Source organism: Streptomyces sp. NPDC014889 (genome assembly GCF_043081205.1).
Classification (GTDB): Bacteria; Actinomycetota; Actinomycetes; order Streptomycetales; family Streptomycetaceae; genus Streptomyces.
Genome location: NZ_JBIBWH010000002.1, coordinates 308,896 through 325,022 on the forward strand (window position 1 = coordinate 308,896; position 16,127 = coordinate 325,022).

The 16,127-nt window shown below is 71.2% G+C and carries 13 protein-coding genes; 6 read left to right on the top strand and 7 right to left on the bottom strand.

The genetic code is table 11. The features are described from left to right. Positions 1-85: 85 nt before the first annotated feature. Entirely contained in the window at positions 86-916 is an 831-nt protein-coding gene (locus ACF09J_RS04545) for a carbon-nitrogen family hydrolase (protein WP_392303884.1), read from the top strand. Between the two features lie 168 nt (positions 917-1,084). Here ACF09J_RS04545 and ACF09J_RS04550 read toward each other — a convergent pair whose 3' ends face one another. Then, a complete protein-coding gene (locus ACF09J_RS04550) occupies positions 1,085-1,579 on the bottom strand; it encodes an LURP-one-related/scramblase family protein (protein ID WP_392303885.1) in 495 nt (164 codons plus the stop codon). A 96-nt stretch (positions 1,580-1,675) separates the two neighbouring features. On the opposite strand from ACF09J_RS04550, the gene ACF09J_RS04555 reads away from it, so the two are divergent. Beyond that, positions 1,676-3,505: an NHL domain-containing thioredoxin family protein gene (locus tag ACF09J_RS04555; RefSeq protein WP_392303886.1), complete on the top strand. Its 1,830-nt coding sequence runs from the start codon at positions 1,676-1,678 to the stop codon at positions 3,503-3,505. A 49-nt stretch (positions 3,506-3,554) separates the two neighbouring features. On the opposite strand, the gene ACF09J_RS04560 is transcribed toward ACF09J_RS04555, so the two are convergent. The 5 genes from ACF09J_RS04560 to ACF09J_RS04580 form a co-directional block, all read right to left on the bottom strand. Beyond that, positions 3,555-3,815 (bottom strand): hypothetical protein, encoded by a 261-nt coding sequence (locus tag ACF09J_RS04560; protein ID WP_392303887.1) that lies wholly within the window; start codon positions 3,813-3,815, stop codon positions 3,555-3,557. Beyond that, positions 3,800-4,852 carry a glycosyltransferase gene (locus ACF09J_RS04565; protein ID WP_392304167.1) on the bottom strand — a complete coding sequence of 351 codons (1,053 nt, stop codon included), beginning with the start codon at positions 4,850-4,852 and terminating at the stop codon, positions 3,800-3,802. The genes ACF09J_RS04560 and ACF09J_RS04565 overlap by 16 nt, the downstream gene beginning before the upstream one ends. A 295-nt stretch (positions 4,853-5,147) precedes the next feature. Beyond that, positions 5,148-5,393 carry a DUF6458 family protein gene (locus ACF09J_RS04570; protein WP_392303888.1) on the bottom strand — a complete coding sequence of 82 codons (246 nt, stop codon included), beginning with the start codon at positions 5,391-5,393 and terminating at the stop codon, positions 5,148-5,150. Between the two features lie 132 nt (positions 5,394-5,525). Further along, the gene (locus ACF09J_RS04575) at positions 5,526-6,824 is read right to left on the bottom strand and encodes a M18 family aminopeptidase (protein ID WP_392303889.1); all 1,299 of its coding nucleotides are present in this window, start codon (positions 6,822-6,824) and stop codon (positions 5,526-5,528) included. Positions 6,825-6,934: 110 nt separating this feature from the next. Further along, positions 6,935-8,761: an acyl-CoA dehydrogenase gene (locus ACF09J_RS04580; protein ID WP_392303890.1), complete on the bottom strand. Its 1,827-nt coding sequence runs from the start codon at positions 8,759-8,761 to the stop codon at positions 6,935-6,937. Positions 8,762-8,921: 160 nt separating this feature from the next. On the opposite strand from ACF09J_RS04580, the gene ACF09J_RS04585 reads away from it, so the two are divergent. The 3 genes from ACF09J_RS04585 to ACF09J_RS04595 all read left to right on the top strand — a co-directional run bounded on the left by ACF09J_RS04585 (position 8,922) and on the right by ACF09J_RS04595 (position 11,681). Then, complete coding sequence (locus ACF09J_RS04585) at positions 8,922-9,404, top strand: SseB family protein (protein ID WP_392303891.1); 483 nt, start codon at positions 8,922-8,924, stop codon at positions 9,402-9,404. 114 nt (positions 9,405-9,518) lie between these two features. Then, on the top strand, positions 9,519-10,490 hold the full coding sequence (locus tag ACF09J_RS04590; RefSeq protein ID WP_392303892.1) for a pirin family protein: 972 nt from the start codon (positions 9,519-9,521) through the stop codon (positions 10,488-10,490). Between the two features lie 144 nt (positions 10,491-10,634). After that, the gene (locus ACF09J_RS04595) at positions 10,635-11,681 is read left to right on the top strand and encodes an AI-2E family transporter (protein WP_392303893.1); all 1,047 of its coding nucleotides are present in this window, start codon (positions 10,635-10,637) and stop codon (positions 11,679-11,681) included. A gap of 19 nt (positions 11,682-11,700) precedes the next feature. Here the strand turns inward: ACF09J_RS04595 and ACF09J_RS04600 are convergent, their stop codons facing one another. Then, complete coding sequence (locus ACF09J_RS04600) at positions 11,701-13,878, bottom strand: SpoIIE family protein phosphatase (RefSeq protein ID WP_392303894.1); 2,178 nt, start codon at positions 13,876-13,878, stop codon at positions 11,701-11,703. A 194-nt stretch (positions 13,879-14,072) separates the two neighbouring features. Here ACF09J_RS04600 and aspS point away from each other — a divergent pair, with 194 nt between their 5' ends. After that, positions 14,073-15,836 (top strand): aspartate--tRNA ligase, encoded by a 1,764-nt coding sequence (aspS, locus tag ACF09J_RS04605; protein ID WP_392303895.1) that lies wholly within the window; start codon positions 14,073-14,075, stop codon positions 15,834-15,836. The last annotated feature ends 291 nt before the right edge of the window (positions 15,837-16,127 follow it).

A 16,127-nucleotide genomic window follows, 5' to 3' on the forward strand; every position in this document is an offset into this window, starting at 1 on the left:
ACGCTGCTGTGAGGCAGCCCGGCAGTGCTTTCGTGTGACGATCGTAGGCCCGTCCGGACGACTCGAGTGCCAGGACGGTGGTAGTGTGCGCGCTTCGCTGATCCAGATTGCCGTGGACGAGGGCGAATCGGTCGATTCGCGGCGTCGGCGGGCGGCCGCACTGGTGTGCGAGCAGGCCGGGGTCGATCTGGTGGTGCTCCCGGAGCTGTGGACCACCGGAGCCTTCGCCTTCGCGGAGTTCGAACGCGAGGCCGAACCGCTGGAGGGTTCCACCTACGAGGCGATGGCCAAGGCGGCGAGCGACGCGGGTGTGTGGCTGCACGCCGGCTCGATCCCCGAGCGCGCCGCGTCCGACGGCGGCCCGGCCTTGGGCGCGGACTCCCTCTACAACACCTCCCTGGTCTTCTCCCCCTCCGGCGAACTGGCCGCCGTCTACCGCAAGATCCACCGCTTCGGCTTCGACAAGGGCGAGGCCGTGCTGATGAGCGCGGGGCGGGAACTGGTGACGGTGCCTCTGCCGGACACCACCCTGGGCCTCGCGACCTGTTACGACCTCCGTTTCCCCGAACTCTTCCGCGGGCTCGTCGACGCCGGGGCGCAGACCCTGGTGGTCCCGGCGGGCTGGCCCGAGCGCCGGCGTGCGCACTGGACGCTGCTGGCCCGGGCGCGGGCGGTGGAGGACCAGGCGTTCGTGCTCGCCTGTGGAACGGCCGGGACGCACGCCGGAGTTCCGCAGGCGGGTCACTCGATCGTGGTGGACCCGTGGGGCGAGGTGCTGGCCGAGGCCGGGCCCGGCGAGGAGGTCCTCATGGTCGACTTCGACCCGGCGAGGGTGGCGGCCACCCGGGACCAGTTCCCGGCCCTGAAGGACCGGGTCCTCGGCCTGGAACCTCCACGCCGCGAGGACAACTCCTAGCGCCCGGGCTCCGCCGCGTGGCCGGGAGGATTCCTGGTGCCTGGGCTCCTCCGCGCCGCGAGGGCAACTCGTGGCGCCCGGGCTCCGCCCCGTGGCCAGGACGACTCCTGGCGGCCGGGCTCCGCCTGGGCGCCCACCGCCCCTCGCGCCCAGGCTCCTTCCCGGTGCCTACCGCTCCTCGCGTTCCTTCTCCGCCAGGTGGATCACGCACACCGCCACCGCGATCAGCAGCGCGGGATCGGCGTCCTCGCGCACGATGTCGACGCCGTAGGTCTCCACGACGCTCAGCCAGCGCCGGGAGATCACCGCGAGCAGGTCGCCGTCGTACTCCACGGCGAACTCCCGGTCGAGGATCTTGCCGCTGACGTCGAGCTCGGTGCCGTCCACCAGGGACACCCGGTAGTGGTTGCGCAGCAGCGACAGCCGCTTGCGCCTGATCTTCGCCAGGGCCTCCCCGCCCCGCTCGATCACCATCGTGTCCCGCAGCGCGAGCATCTTCTGGTGGATGTTGATCAGGACCCGGCCGTGGGCGTCCTTCAGCTCGAAGGTGTCCCGCAGCCGCATCGCCTTGCCGTCGACGAGGAAGACCTTGCGGCCGTGTTCGTCCTCGATCCAGTAGTCGTCGCCGATGCCGAAAATCCGGTCGCGTACGAGGAATCTCATGTCCTCACCGCTTCCCCGGCTCCGCCCCCGCGACGCCGCCGGTGGTCCGACGGGCCCAGTACGGCACCGCGCCGGACGGGTGGCACCCTTGGTCCCATGAACGACACGGCACCCCGACGCGTCCGCGTACGCGCCCCCGAGCTGATCGGCAAGGGCGGCTGGCTCAACACGGGCGGGAAGAACCTCACGCTCGCCGACCTGCGCGGCAAGTGCGTCGTTGTGGATTTCTGGACGTTTTGCTGCGTGAACTGCCTGCACGTCCTGGACGAGCTCCGCGAGCTGGAGGAGAGGCACCGGGACACGGTCGTGGTCGTCGGGGTGCACTCGCCGAAGTTCGTGCACGAGGCCGAGCACCGGGCGGTGGTCGACGCGGTGGAGCGGTACGGGGTGGAGCACCCGGTGCTCGACGACCCGGAGCTCGCCACCTGGAAGCAGTACGCGGTACGGGCCTGGCCGACGCTCGTCGTCATCGACCCGGAGGGCTACGTCGTCGCGCAGCACGCCGGCGAGGGGCACGCGCACGCGATCGAGCGGCTGGTGGAGGAGCTGGAGGCCGAGCACGGGGCGAAGGGCACCCTGCGCCGCGGTGACGGGCCGTACGTGGCGCCGGAGCCGGAGCCCACCACCCTGCGCTTCCCGGGCAAGGCACTGCTGCTGCCGTCCGGGACCTTCCTGGTCAGCGACACCACCCGGCACCAGCTCGTGGAGCTGGCGGCGGACGGCGAGACCGTGGTCCGGCGGATCGGCCAGGGCGGCCGGGGGATGACCGACGGCGCCCCGGACCGGGCCCGGTTCCAGGAGCCCCAGGGGCTCGCGCTCCTGCCGGACGGCACCGTCGTGGTCGCCGACACCGTCAACCACGCCCTGCGGCGCTTCGACCCGGACTCGGGCGAAACCACGACGCTGGCCGGCACCGGACACCAGTGGATGCAGGGCGAGGCCACGTCCGGTCCCGCCCTGGACGTGAAGCTGTCCTCGCCCTGGGACGTGGCCTGGTGGAACGGCAAGGTGTGGATCGCCATGGCGGGCGTGCACCAGCTCTGGGCCTACGACCCGGCGGACAGCACCGTCGCCGTGACCGCCGGGACCACGAACGAGGGGCTCGTCGACGGGCCCGGCCCGGACGCCTGGTTCGCGCAGCCCTCCGGGCTCGCGGCCACGCCCGACCGGCTGTGGCTCGCCGACTCGGAGACGTCCGCGCTGCGCTGGGTGGACCTCGACGGTCACGTCCACACCGCCGTCGGCACCGGTCTGTTCGACTTCGGGCACCGGGACGGCGCGGCGGAACAGGCGCTTCTCCAGCACCCGTTGGGCGTCACCGCGCTCCCCGACGGCTCGGTCGCCGTCAGCGACACCTACAACCACGCCCTGCGCCGCTACGACCCGGCGACCGGTGAGGTCACGACGCTCGCCACCGATCTGCGCGAGCCCAGCGACGCGGTGCTCGTCGGCGACGACATCGTGGTGGTGGAGTCGGCGCGGCACCGGCTGACCCGGCTGCGCCTGCCGGAGGAGGCGGTACGGGTCGAGGCGGTCGCCCACCGCACCCAGCGCTCCGCCACGGACGTCGCCCCCGGCCGCCTCCGCCTCGACGTGATCTTCCAGGCCCCGGCGGGTCAGAAGCTCGACACCCGGTACGGGCCGTCGACCCGGCTGCTGGTCTCCTCGACCCCGCCCGAGCTGCTGCTGAAGGGCGAGGGCGCGGACACCGACCTGTGCCGCGAACTGGAGCTGAACCCCGCCGTCGCGGAGGGTGTCCTGCACATCTCCGCGATGGCGGCGTCGTGCGACGACGACCCCGCGAACGAGTACCCCGCCTGCCACGTCCACCAGCAGGACTGGGGCGTTCCGGTCCGCCTCACCGAGGGCGCGACGGACCGGCTGCCGCTCGTCCTCGCGGGCATGGACGAGACCGCGGCGGGCTGATCGCCGAAGGGTTCTGGTGCCGCGACGGGGCAGACGTCGCCTGTCGCTACTAGCGGCGCCGCGGGCGCGGCGCCAGCTTGAACAGGGCCACTCCCGCGGCCACCAGGGTGGTGGCCGCGACCATCATGGCCATGCTGTTCATCCACACGCCGGTGGCGGCCAGCGTGGCGCCTCCGGCGCCGGTGGTGCCGGCGCCGACGACTCGTCCGTACATGTCGTTCTCCTTGCTCTGGTGCGGGTGCGGTGAGATCGCGCCGTGGGTGCGGCGCCGGGTGTGGGGGTGCGTGGGGGTGGTCAGGTGGCCACCCACTTCTCCTCGCTGCGGCGCAGCAGGCCCCACAGCGAGGAGAAGTACACGGCGTGCTGGAAGAGGTCGTAGAGCATCTCCGGGATCATCAGCAGCGCCACCAGCATCGGCAGGGGGCCGGCGCGGCGCACGGAGACGACCTTCTCGACGACGAAGATCAGACCGATCGAGGTCCACACCGGCGACAGGCCCGGCGGGCCGTACAGGGTGATGGACGTGATCATGAAGGTCAGGTAGACGAGGAAGGACAGCGCACCGAACCCCATGAGGAACTGCTGGACGAAGTAGCGGGCGGTGACGCGGGTCCAGCCGTAGTCGCGGAGGTTCTCCAGGGCGCCGCGCTGCCAGCGCAGCCGCTGGTGCCACAGTTTGCCCAGCGTCGGCATGACCTCGGTGGTGACCGCGCAGCCCGCCGGTGACATGGCGCGGTAGCCGAGGGTCTTGACCGCCTTGGTCATCTCGTCGTCCTCGGTGAGGGAGGCGAGGCTGTAGTAGCCGTTGCCGCCGCCGATGACTCCGGCGCGGCGGGCCGTCCGCACCTCGCGCAGCACACGGGCCCGGAACATGGTGCCGGTGCCGGTGAGCACCTGTGCCTTGCCCCCGGTGCGCTCCAGTTCCCAGGCGTAGCGGTGGAACTCCATGCGCTGGAGCAGACCGAGCAGACCACCGCCCTCCTCGCCGTAGAAGACCCCGCCGACGGCTCCGACCTTGCGGTTGAAGGTGCTCAGGGCGGTCTCGGCGAACCACGGGTTGAGCACGGTGTCCGCGTCCTGCACCAGCAGCAGGTCCCGGTCGTCGAGGTGGGGCAGTATCCAGGCGATGGCCTGGTTGAGGGCGCCCGCCTTCTTGTGGGTGTTGCCCTGCGTGTGGAAGACCTGTGCGCCGTGTGCGACGGCGATCCGGGCGGTGTCGTCGGTGCAGTTGTCGGCGACGACGACGATCAGGTCCGGCCGCCGGGTCTGCCGCCACAGGCCCTCGATCGCGGCGGCGATGCGGTCCTGCTCGTTGTGGGCGGGGACCAGCACCGCGAGCCGCGGTATGCCCGGCGGCTCCTCCTCGGCGGCGTGCGCGCGGCGGGCGGCGTGCCGCCCCGTGGGTCGCGGCCGCGCTGTCGGCGCAGCGCCGAGGGCGCCGCCGGGTGCGGCGAAGTCGAGCACGGCACAGTCCCCCGTCGTGATGTGACTTGACGCCCGGTTTCTCCCCTGCGGACTCAAGGACGCCAAGTCTTCACGATATTCACACAACACGACAAGGGGGTGGGCGTAACGGAATGCTCAAGCTTGTCGCCGACTGTCCGTCATGTTCCGTGCCGACGGGGTCGGCCCGGGATGTGGGTCAGAGGCCGTAGCCGTCGCTGTAGCCGTCGCGTGCGTGGTGGTGGTCCTCTTCGACGACCGTGGTGGGGGGCACCATGACGCGGCGGCGGCGGTAGATGCTGCTGAACGTCGTGACGCCGATGAGGCCGACGATCATCAGGATGACGCCGACCATGTGCAGGTTGACCCCCTGCATGTGCCAGTCGGTCGCGAACGTGAGGATGGCTCCCACGGCGATGAGGATGATGCAGCCGCCGAGGCCCATGAGTGTCGCCTCCCTGTCCGGTGTCGGATCCGGCGGGTCCGGGCCGTGCCGGTCCCTTCCGGTCAACTCCGGGTACCCGCAAGCCGGGTGACCATGCGGAGACGGCATCTCATGGGCCTGGGGCCGGGCCGCTCAGCCCTCCAGGAACGCCACCAGCGCGTTCGCCAGCAGGAACGGGTCGTCGGCGGCGCACAGTTCACGGGCGCTGTGCATCGACAGGATGGCCACGCCGATGTCGACGGTGCGGATGCCGTGCCGGGCCGCGGTGATCGGGCCGATGGTCGTGCCGCACGGCATGGAGTTGTTGGAGACGAAGGACTGGAAGGGCACACCGGCCTTCTCGCAGGCCGCCACCCACACCGCGCGCCCCGAACCGTCCGTCGCGTAGCGGTTGTTGACGTTGACCTTGAGGATGGGGCCGCCGCCCGCGCGCGGGTGGTGGGTCGGGTCGTGCCGCTCGGCGTAGTTGGGGTGGACGGCGTGGCCGGTGTCGGAGGACAGGCAGACCGTGCCGGCGAAGGCGCGCGCCCGGTCCTCGTAGGACCCTCCGCGCGCGAACACCGAGCGCTCCAGCACGCCTCCGAGCAGCGGGCCGTCCGCGCCGGTGTCCGACTGGGAGCCGTTCTCCTCGTGGTCGAAGGCGGCCAGCACCGGGATGTACGGCAGCTCCGGCGCCCCCGTCGCGACGGCCGCGAGCGCCGCCGCTCCGGCGTGCACCGACAGCAGGTTGTCCATCCGGGGCCCGGCCATCAGCTCCCGGTCCCGGCCCAGGTAGGCGGGGGGCTCCACGGAGTGCGTCATCAGGTCCCAGCCGGCCGCCTCGCCCGCGGCGAGCCCCGCCTCCGCCTCCAGGAAGGCGATCAGGTCGCCGTCGCGGACGTCGTCGCCCAGGCCCCACACCGGTTGCAAATGCCGCTGCTTGTCCAGCTTGAGACCCTCCGCCGAGACCTGGCGGTCCAGGTGGATCGCGAGCTGGGGGACGCGCAGCAGCGGACGGTCGACGTTGACCAGGCGGGTGGAGCCGTCACGCAGGGTGAGCCGGCCGGCCAGGCCCAGGTCGCGGTCGAGCCAGGAGTTCATCAGCGGGCCGCCGTAGATCTCGACGGCGATCTGGCGCCAGCCGTGCGCCCCGGTGTCGGGCAGCGGCTTGACGCGCAGGTTGGGGGAGTCGGTGTGCGCGCCGACGATGCGGAAGGGGGTGTGCGGTGCGGCGCCCTCGGGGACGTACCAGGCCACGATCGCCCCGCCGCGCAGCACGTACTTTCCGCCCGCGGTGCCGTCCCACGCGTCCGTCTCCGAGACCTGGCGGAAGCCGGCCTTCTCCAGCCGCTCGGCCGTGTTCGCCACGGCGTGGTACGGCGACGGGCCGGCCGCCAGGAAGGACATCAGGTCGTCGGTGTGGCCGCGGTCGAAGCGCTGGCTTGTACTCATGGGTTCACCTTAACGACGTCACGAGGGTCCGCTCCCGGTGCCGGGAGCGGACCCTCGTGGGGTGGGGCGGGCGCGGGCGAGGTGGGGACGGGCGCCGGTGCCGGGCCCTTCTAGAAGGCGGCCTCGTCCAGCTCCATCAGGTCCAGGTCGACGTTCTGGGCGACCTTGCGGGCCAGGGTGACGCCCGGCAGGACGTTGGCCGCGAAGAACTTCGCCGCCGCGATCTTGCCCTGGTAGAACGCCCGGTCCTTCGAGGACGCGGTCTCCAGCTTCTCGGCGGCGATCGCGGCGCCCTTGAGCAGCAGGTGGCCGACGATCACGTCACCGGAGGCGAGCAGCAGGCCGGTGGTGTTCAGGCCCACCTTGTAGATGCTCTTGACGTCCTTCTCGGTGGCCGCGAGGTCGGTCAGCATCAGGCCGACGAGGGCCTCCAGCTCGGCGGCGGCCCTGGCGAGGTGCTCGCGGGCGCCGGCCAGGTCCTCGCCGCCGGTGCCGAGGGCCAGGAACTCCTTGATGTCCTCGGCGATCGAGTTCAGCGCGGCGCCCTGGTTGCGGACGATCTTCCGGAAGAAGAAGTCCTGGCCCTGGATGGCCGTGGTGCCCTCGTACAGGGTGTCGATCTTGGCGTCCCGGATGTACTGCTCGACCGGGTACTCCTGGAGGAAGCCGGAGCCGCCGAAGGTCTGCAGCGACTGGGCGAGCTGCTCGTAGCCCTTCTCGGAGCCGTAGCCCTTGACGATGGGCAGGAGCAGGTCGTTGAGGGCGTGCTCGGTCGAGGCGTCCTCGCCGTTCGCCTCCTTGACCGCGATCGTGTCCTGGACCGCGGCGGTGTGCAGCACGAGGGCGCGCATGCCCTCCGCGTACGCCTTCTGCGTCATCAGCGAGCGGCGCACGTCGGGGTGGTGCGTGATGGTGACCTTGGGGGCGGACTTGTCCATGAAGTTCGCCAGGTCGGGGCCCTGGACCCGCTCCTTGGCGTACTCCAGCGCGTTGAGGTAGCCGGTGGACAGCGTGGAGATCGCCTTCGTGCCGACCATCATGCGGGCGAACTCGATGATGCGGAACATCTGGCGGATGCCGTCGTGCTTGTCGCCGATCAGCCAGCCCTTGGCGGGGTGGCGGTCGCCGAAGGTCATCTCGCAGGTGTTGGAGGCCTTCAGGCCCATCTTGTGCTCGACGTTGGTGGCGTAGACGCCGTTGCGCTCGCCGAGTTCGCCGGTCTCGAAGTCGAAGAGGTACTTCGGGACGAGGAAGAGGGACAGGCCCTTGGTGCCGGGTCCGGCGCCCTCGGGGCGGGCGAGGACGTAGTGGAGGATGTTCTCCTCCATGTCGTGCTCACCGGAGGTGATGAAGCGCTTCACGCCCTCGATGTGCCAGGAGCCGTCCTCCTGCTGGACCGCCCTGGTGCGGCCGGCGCCGACGTCGGAGCCCGCGTCGGGCTCGGTGAGCACCATGGTGGAGCCCCAGGTCTTCTCGACCGCGATCGAGGCGATCTTCTTCTGCTCCTCGGTGCCCTCCTCGAAGAGGATGCGGGCGAACGCCGGGCCGGAGGAGTACATCCAGATCGCGGGGTTGGCGCCGAGGACGAGCTCCGCGTAGGCCCAGATCAGGGACGGGGGAGCGGTGGTGCCGCCGATCTCCTCGGGCAGGCCGAGCCGCCAGTACTCGGAGTCCATGAAGGCCTTGTAGCTCTTCTTGAAGGTCGCCGGCACGGGCGCGGTGTTCGTCTCGGGGTCGAACACCGGCGGGTTGCGGTCGGCGTCGGCGAAGGACTCCGCCAGCTCGTTCTCCGCCAGGCGGGTCAGCTCCTCGAGGACGCTCCTGGCGGTGTCGGCGTCCATCTCCTCGAACGGACCGGTGCCGTACAGCTTGTCGCGTCCGAGCACTTCGAAGAGGTTGAACTCGATGTCGCGGAGGTTCGGCTTGTAGTGCCCCATGGCCACGGCTCCCGTCGAGGACTTGGCGAGGCACTGACTCCTCGCATCTTGTTCACGTACCAACTAGTAGCTCCGATGATGCTACCCGTCGGTAATAAGAAGCAACCCCGATGCCGCCATGTGTGACCGAGCCCTCGTGCGGGTCAGTACGCTGTGGCTCATGTACGGATACGGCCAGCCGATGGACAGTGGGGCGGCACAGCAGGGGTACGTCCCTCCGCAGCAGCAGATGCCCGGCGGTGTCGGCGGGTACGGCCAGCAGGCCCCGGCCTACCCCGAGCCCTCGCCGCCCTCGCTCGCGGACGCGGTGCGCGCCTTCACCACCGGGCAGATGGCCGCCGAGGACTTCCAGCAGGTCTTCGCGACCTCCAAGGTGTACTGCCCGCGCGGCGACAACCCCGGGTTCCTGGCGCTGCACAACACCCAGCAGCCGGTGATCCCGATGTTCACCTCGCTCAAGGAGCTGCGCCGGTACGCGGGCAAGGAGTCCAAGTACTTCGTGATCACCGGCGCCGAGGTGATCGACCTGCTGCCGACCGGCTACGGCTTCGTGCTCGACATGGAGGGCGAGCACCGGATGGTGTTCGACGCCAAGGCGGTCGAGCAGATGGTCGACTTCGCGATGCGCCGGATGTACGGCTAGAAGTCGGCACGTGGGTGTCGTGGAGCCCGGAGGGAATGCCCTCCGGGCTTCTTCTGTTGGGGCTGGCAGAAAGTTCAACGCTCAACTAAAGTGAGCGCACAAGGAGGAACCGACATGCCTGCAGTGACCGTCGAGAACCCGCTGACGCTGCCCCGTGTGGCCGCGTCCGCGGACGCCGTCGCCCGCCCCGTGCTCACCGTCACGACCGCGCCGAGCGGCTTCGAGGGCGAGGGCTTTCCGGTGCGCCGGGCGTTCGCCGGCATCAACTACCGCCACCTCGACCCGTTCATCATGATGGACCAGATGGGTGAGGTGGAGTACGCGCCGGGCGAGCCCAAGGGCACTCCCTGGCACCCGCACCGTGGCTTCGAGACCGTCACGTACATCATCGACGGGACCTTCGACCACCAGGACTCCAACGGCGGTGGCGGCACCATCACCAACGGCGACACCCAGTGGATGACGGCGGGCAGCGGACTGCTGCACATCGAGGCCCCGCCGGAGTCGCTGGTGGTGTCCGGCGGCCTCTTCCACGGACTCCAGCTGTGGGTGAACCTGCCGGCCAGGGACAAGATGATGGCGCCGCGCTACCAGGACATCCGCGGCGGCAGCGTCCAACTGCTCACCTCCCCCGACGGCGGCGCGCTGCTGCGCGTCATCGCCGGTGAGCTGGACGGTCACGCGGGCCCCGGCATCACGCACACGCCGATCACGATGATCCACGCGACGGTGGCGCCGGGCGCGGAGGTCACCCTGCCCTGGCGGGAGGACTTCAACGGGCTGGCGTACGTGATGGCGGGACGCGGCACCGTGGGCGCCGAGCGCCGGCCGATCCACCTCGGCCAGACCGCGGTCTTCGGCGCCGGTTCCTCGCTGACCGTCCGCGCGGACGAGAAGCAGGACTCCCACACGCCCGACCTGGAGGTCGTCCTCCTCGGCGGGCAGCCGATCCGGGAGCCGATGGCCCACTACGGCCCGTTCGTCATGAACACCCGGGAGGAGCTCATGGAGGCCTTCGAGGACTTCAAGAAGGGCCGCCTCGGCACGGTCCCGGCGGTCCACGGGATGAGCGAGGGCGGGCTGTAGGCCTCTCCCGCCGCGCGAGGGCCCCGTCCACCTGTGGGCGGGGCCCTTCCGTCGCCGGTCCCGCGCCGCCCTTAGCTGACGCGGTGTCACCCGGGCGGGCCGCCCGTGCAGGACAGCCCGCCCGGGGTGTGGTCGTCTTGAGGCGTGCAGGCCCCCGCTCCGCTGCTGCCCGAGCCCGTCCGGCGTCTCGCCGCCTGGTGCGCCGCCGTTCTGCTGGTGTCAGGGGTGGTGTGGATCGGGGCCGAGCTGTGCGTGGTGTTCCGGACCGCGGTGATCCCGGTGCTGCTGGCGCTGCTCGGCACGGCTCTGCTGCGGCCGCTCTTCCGGCGGCTCGCGGGCGCGGGGATGAACCGGTCGCTCGCCGCCGGGATCACCTGTGTGGTGGTCGTCGTGGTCGTCGGCGGGGCGGTGTACATCGTGGTGGCCGCCCTGATCGACAGCGGGGGCCAGATCGTCGCCTCGCTCAAGAAGGCCGCGCAGTGGCTCGCCACCCACTTCGGGGCGGCCGGTACCTCGCTGGACGACCTCGCCTCCCACGGCAGGCGGCTGCTGGAGAAGTTCGCCGGGACGGCCGCCTCCAACGTCATCAGCGGGGTCAGCGTCGTCGGCGAGTCGCTCGCCATGGCCGTACTCGCCCTGCTGCTCCTCTTCTTCTTCCTGCGCGACTCGCACAAGGCCGCCGCCGTTCTGCGCACGCTCGCACCGCGCGGGACCGGCGACACCGCGGAGGCCATGGCCCGGCGCGCCTTCGCGGCCGTGGAGGGCTTCATGCGCGGCACGACGCTCATCGCGCTGATCGACGCCGGCTGCATCACCGTCGGCCTGCTCGTGCTGAGGGTGCCCGGCGCGCTCGGCCTCGGCGCGCTGGTCTTCATCGGCGGCTACCTTCCCTACCTGGGCGCCTTCCTCTCCGGCACGGTGTCCGTGCTGGTCGCGCTCGCCGACCGCGGGTTCGTCGTCGGGCTGTGGGCGCTCGGGGTGGTGCTGGCGGTCCAGGTGCTGGAGGGGCACGTGCTCCAGCCGGTGATCCAGAGCCGGACCGTGCAGATGCACCCGGCCGCGGTGCTGCTGGCGATCACCGGGGGCGCCTCGGTCGCCGGGATCGTGGGGATGCTGCTGGCGGTGCCGCTGACGGCGGCGGCCTTCGGAACCGCGCACGAACTGCGGGAACGGTACGCGGCGGCGTCGTAGGGCGCACCGGGAAAGAGGCTCACCTGGCCGCCGAGGACTCGTACAGCTCGAACCAGATGCTCTTGCCCTTGCCGCGCGGCACGACGCCCCACGCGTCCGCGAGCAGTTCGATCAGCACCAGTCCGCGCCCGGAGGAGGCGAGCTCCCCGGGCCGGCGCTTGTGCGGCAGGTCGTCGCCGGCATCGGTGACCTCCACCCGCAGCCGCCGCTCCCCCTTCTCCCCGCTGACCTCGGCCAGCACCAGCGCGTCGACGTCGGTGTGCAGCAGGACGTTGGCGAGGGTCTCCGACAGCAGCAGCACCGCCGAGTCCACATGCTCCTCGTTCGACCAGTCGTGCAGCAGATCCCGCAGTTGCCGGCGGGCCACGGAGACCCGCTCGGGCTCGGCCTGGGCGACCGTCATCAGGGTGTGCCGCAGCCTGGGGCGGGCCACCCGGCCGTCGCGGTGCCGACTGAGCAGCAGCACGGCGATGTCGTCCTCGCGGCGGTCGGCCAGGGGCCCGGTGGTGTGGTGCGAGGAGGGCCCGTGCACGGCCTGCACCAGCGCGTCGGCGAGTTCCTCGGCGTCGCCGCCGTGCCGCTCCAGGATCGTGCGGATCCGCTGCCAGCCGGTGTCCAGGTCGTGGCCGCCGGTCTCGATCAGGCCGTCCGTGCAGATCATCATCGTCTCGCCCGGCTCCAGGGTGAACCGGGTGGTCGGGTAGTCGGCGTCCGGGTCGATGCCGAGCGGCAGCCCGCCCGCCGTCAGCCGCTGCAGCACCGTGCCGTCCGCCATCCGGATCACCGGGTCCGGGTGTCCCGCGCGGGCCACCTCCAGGACCCCGGTGCGCGGGTCGACCTCGGCGTACAGGCAGGTCGCGAAGCGCAGGTCGGGAACATCGTCATCGTCCTCGTCGCCGCCGCCGCCGTCGTCGCCGCCGTCGCCGTCGCCGGAGAGCATGCCGTGCAGGAAGCGGGAGGCGCGGGCGAGCACCGCGTCCGGGCGGTGCCCCTCGGAGGCGTAGGCGCGCAGGGCGATGCGCAGCTGGCCCATCAGCCCCGCGGCGCGCACGTCGTGGCCCTGGACGTCCCCCATGACCAGGGCGAAGCGTCCCGATCCGGAGGACGTGCGGGACCGCGAGGTGGCGCCGGGCAGCGGGATCATGTCGTACCAGTCGCCGCCGACCTGGAGGCCGCCGCCGGTGGGGACGTAGCGGGCGGCGATGTCCATGCCGGGGACCTCGGGGCCCAGCGTGGGCATCATCGCGCGCTGGAGGCCCTCGCTCAGCTCCCGCTCGCTCTCGGCGGTCTCGGCCCGGGACAGTGCCTGGGCGAGCATGCGGGCCACCGTGGTCAGCACCGAGCGCTCGTCGGGGGTGAAGGCCACCGGATAGGTGAAGGCGGCCAGCCAGGCGCCCATCGTGCGGCCGGCGACGGTCAGCGGCAGGAACGCCCACGAGTGGCGGTGGAAGCGTTCGGCGAGCGGCCAGGTGAGCGGATAGCGCGCCTTGTACTGCCCCGGTGAGGAGAGGTAGACGGCCCGCCCGGTGCGGACCACCTCGGCGGCCGGGTAGTCCGTCTCCAGCGCCATGTTCAGGAACGGACCCTCGTCGCCGGGCCGCTGCCCGTGGTGGCCGATGATCGTCAGCCGGTCGCCCTGGACGCCGAAGACCGCGAGCCCGTCCGGCGAGAACCCCGGCATCGACAGGCCGGCCGCCACCCGCAGCACCTCGGCCGTGGAGCGCGCCTCGGCCAGCGCCCGGCCGGCGTCGAGCAGGAAGGCCTCCCGGGAGCGCCGCCAGTCGCCGGTGACCGCGCGCCGCCCCGCGGGCGAGCCGGGTGCCGGCTCGGCGACCTCCTGAAGGGTGCCGATCAGTTTGTACGCCTTCTTGCCGGCGTCGAAGGTCGGCTTGGAGCGGCTGCGCACGACGCGGATGATCCGGTTGTGCTCGTCCATGATGCGGATGCGCACCTCGGCGAGGCTGCCCTCGGCGACGGCGAGCTGCACGACGCCGGTGATCTCGTTCCAGTCGACCGGGTGGAGGCGGGCGCGCACCTGGGCTTCCCTGAGCGTGGTCTCCTCGGGAGGCAGCCCGAGCAGCCGGGCCGCCTCGGCGTCGACCGAGACCAGGCCGGTGGCCGTGTCCCAGTGCCACATCCCGGTCGCGAGGGAGGCGAGTACGTCCCCCACGGCGGGCAGGGGCTCACCAGTGCGCATTGCCCCACTGTATGAAGAGGCGATCGGACACTGCCACCGATGGGTGTACGGCCGTACCGCCCCGGCGCCGCCCGGGACCGTACGGGGACCGCTCCTTATTGTGGGGAGCCGATCTTGAGCTGCCCGGTACGCTTGGTAGGTCCGGGCCGTGCCCGCCCGGTGATCCCCGATCCGCGAAGACTGGATGAACGACGATGCATCGGTACAGGTCCCACACCTGCGGCGAGCTCCGCTCCTCTGACGTCGGCTCCGACGTCCGGCTGAGTGGCTGGCTGCACAATCGGCGCGACCTGGGCGGCATCCTCTTCATCGATCTGCGCGACCACTACGGCATCACGCAGCTCGTCGCCCGCCCCGGCACGCCCGCCTACGAGGCCCTCGACAAGCTCTCCAAGGAGTCCACGGTCCGCGTCGACGGCGCCGTTGTTTCACGTGGAACCGAGAACGTGAACCCGGACCTGCCGACCGGCGAGATCGAGGTCGAGGTGACCGAGGTCGAGCTGCTCGGCGCGGCGGCCCCGCTCCCCTTCACCATCAACACCGAGGACGGGGTCAACGAGGAGCGGCGCCTGGAGTACCGCTTCCTGGACCTGCGCCGCGAGCGCATGCACCGCAACATCCTGCTGCGCACGGCGGTCATCTCCGCCATCCGCCAGAAGATGTCGGCGATGGGCTTCAACGAGATGGCGACGCCGATCCTGTCCGCCACCTCCCCCGAGGGCGCCCGCGACTACGTGGTCCCCTCCCGGGTCCACCCGGGCCGGTTCTACGCCCTCCCGCAGGCTCCCCAGCAGTTCAAGCAGCTGCTGATGATCTCGGGCTTCGACCGCTACTTCCAGATCGCGCCCTGCTTCCGCGACGAGGACGCCCGCGCGGACCGTTCGCCGGGCGAGTTCTACCAGCTCGACGTCGAGATGAGCTTCGTCGAGCAGGAGGACGTCTTCCAGCCGATCGAGAAGCTCATGACGGAGCTCTTCGAGGAGTTCGGCGGCGGCCGCCACGTCACCTCGCCCTTCCCGCGGATCCCGTTCCGCGAGGCGATGCTGAAGTACGGCTCCGACAAGCCGGACCTGCGCGCCAAGCTGGAGCTCGTCGACATCACCGACGTCTTCGCGGGCTCGGAGTTCAAGGCGTTCGCGGGCAAGCACGTGCGCGCGCTGGCGGTGCCGGACACCGCCGGGCAGCCGCGCAAGTTCTTCGACCAGCTCGGCGAGTACGCGGTGGAGCAGGGCGCGAAGGGCCTGGCGTGGGTGCGGGTCGGCGAGGACGGCGCGCTGACCGGCCCGATCGCGAAGTTCCTGACCGAGGAGAACGTCGCGGAGCTGACCAAGCGGCTGTCGCTGGCCCCCGGCCACGCGGTGTTCTTCGGCGCCGGCGAGTTCGACGAGGTCTCGAAGATCATGGGCGCGGTGCGGGTGGAGACCGCCAGGCGCGCCGGCCACTTCGAGGAGAACGTCTTCCGCTTCTGCTGGATCGTCGACTTCCCGATGTACGAGAAGGACGAGGAGACGGGCGGGATCGACTTCTCCCACAACCCGTTCTCGATGCCGCAGGGCGGCCTGGAGGCCCTTCAGACCCAGGACCCGCTGGACATCCTGGGCTGGCAGTACGACATCGTCTGCAACGGTGTCGAGCTGTCCTCGGGCGCCATCCGGAACCACGAGCCGGACATCATGCTCAAGGCCTTCGAGATCGCGGGCTACGACCGTGAGACCGTCGAGGAGAAGTTCGCCGGCATGCTCCGCGCGTTCCGCTTCGGCGCCCCTCCGCACGGCGGCATCGCGCCGGGCGTCGACCGCATCGTGATGCTCCTCGCGGACGAGCCCAACATCCGCGAGACCATCGCCTTCCCGCTCAACGGCAACGCCCAGGACCTGATGATGGGCGCCCCGACCGAACTGGACGAGTCCCGCCTGCGGGAACTCCACCTGTCGGTGCGCAAGCCGCAGCCGAAGTAGGTCGCCGGACAGGGAAGCGGCCCGGAACCCCCTCGAGGGCTCCGGGCCGCTCCGTCTGTATGAGCGGTCACCGAGAAGTCAGTCCGGGGACTCGGCGAAGAGGTGCTCGGCATGGGTGACCGTGGTGGCCAGCCTCAACCACCGGGTGAGGGTGGCCAGATCGGAGCAGGCGGTCACGCGTCCCCAGGTGTTTCCGGTGACCTCGATGTCCCGACCCTGCAGGAGCCGCAGGACTGCCGTGGCCCGCCCCTCGGCGAAACCGGCGGCCCAGGCTCATGCGGCGATGCAGTC

Coding starts and splice junctions, on each gene's coding strand:
- ACF09J_RS04590 (WP_392303892.1), top strand. CDS start 9,519: ATGCCTGCAGTGACCGTCGAGAACCCGCTGACGCTGCCCCGTGTGGCC.
- ACF09J_RS04585 (WP_392303891.1), top strand. CDS start 8,922: ATGTACGGATACGGCCAGCCGATGGACAGTGGGGCGGCACAGCAGGGG.
- ACF09J_RS04570 (WP_392303888.1), bottom strand. CDS start 5,393: ATGGGCCTCGGCGGCTGCATCATCCTCATCGCCGTGGGAGCCATCCTC.
- ACF09J_RS04575 (WP_392303889.1), bottom strand. CDS start 6,824: ATGAGTACAAGCCAGCGCTTCGACCGCGGCCACACCGACGACCTGATG.
- ACF09J_RS04550 (WP_392303885.1), bottom strand. CDS start 1,579: ATGAGATTCCTCGTACGCGACCGGATTTTCGGCATCGGCGACGACTAC.
- aspS (WP_392303895.1), top strand. CDS start 14,073: ATGCATCGGTACAGGTCCCACACCTGCGGCGAGCTCCGCTCCTCTGAC.
- ACF09J_RS04580 (WP_392303890.1), bottom strand. CDS start 8,761: ATGGGGCACTACAAGCCGAACCTCCGCGACATCGAGTTCAACCTCTTC.
- ACF09J_RS04555 (WP_392303886.1), top strand. CDS start 1,676: ATGAACGACACGGCACCCCGACGCGTCCGCGTACGCGCCCCCGAGCTG.
- ACF09J_RS04600 (WP_392303894.1), bottom strand. CDS start 13,878: ATGCGCACTGGTGAGCCCCTGCCCGCCGTGGGGGACGTACTCGCCTCC.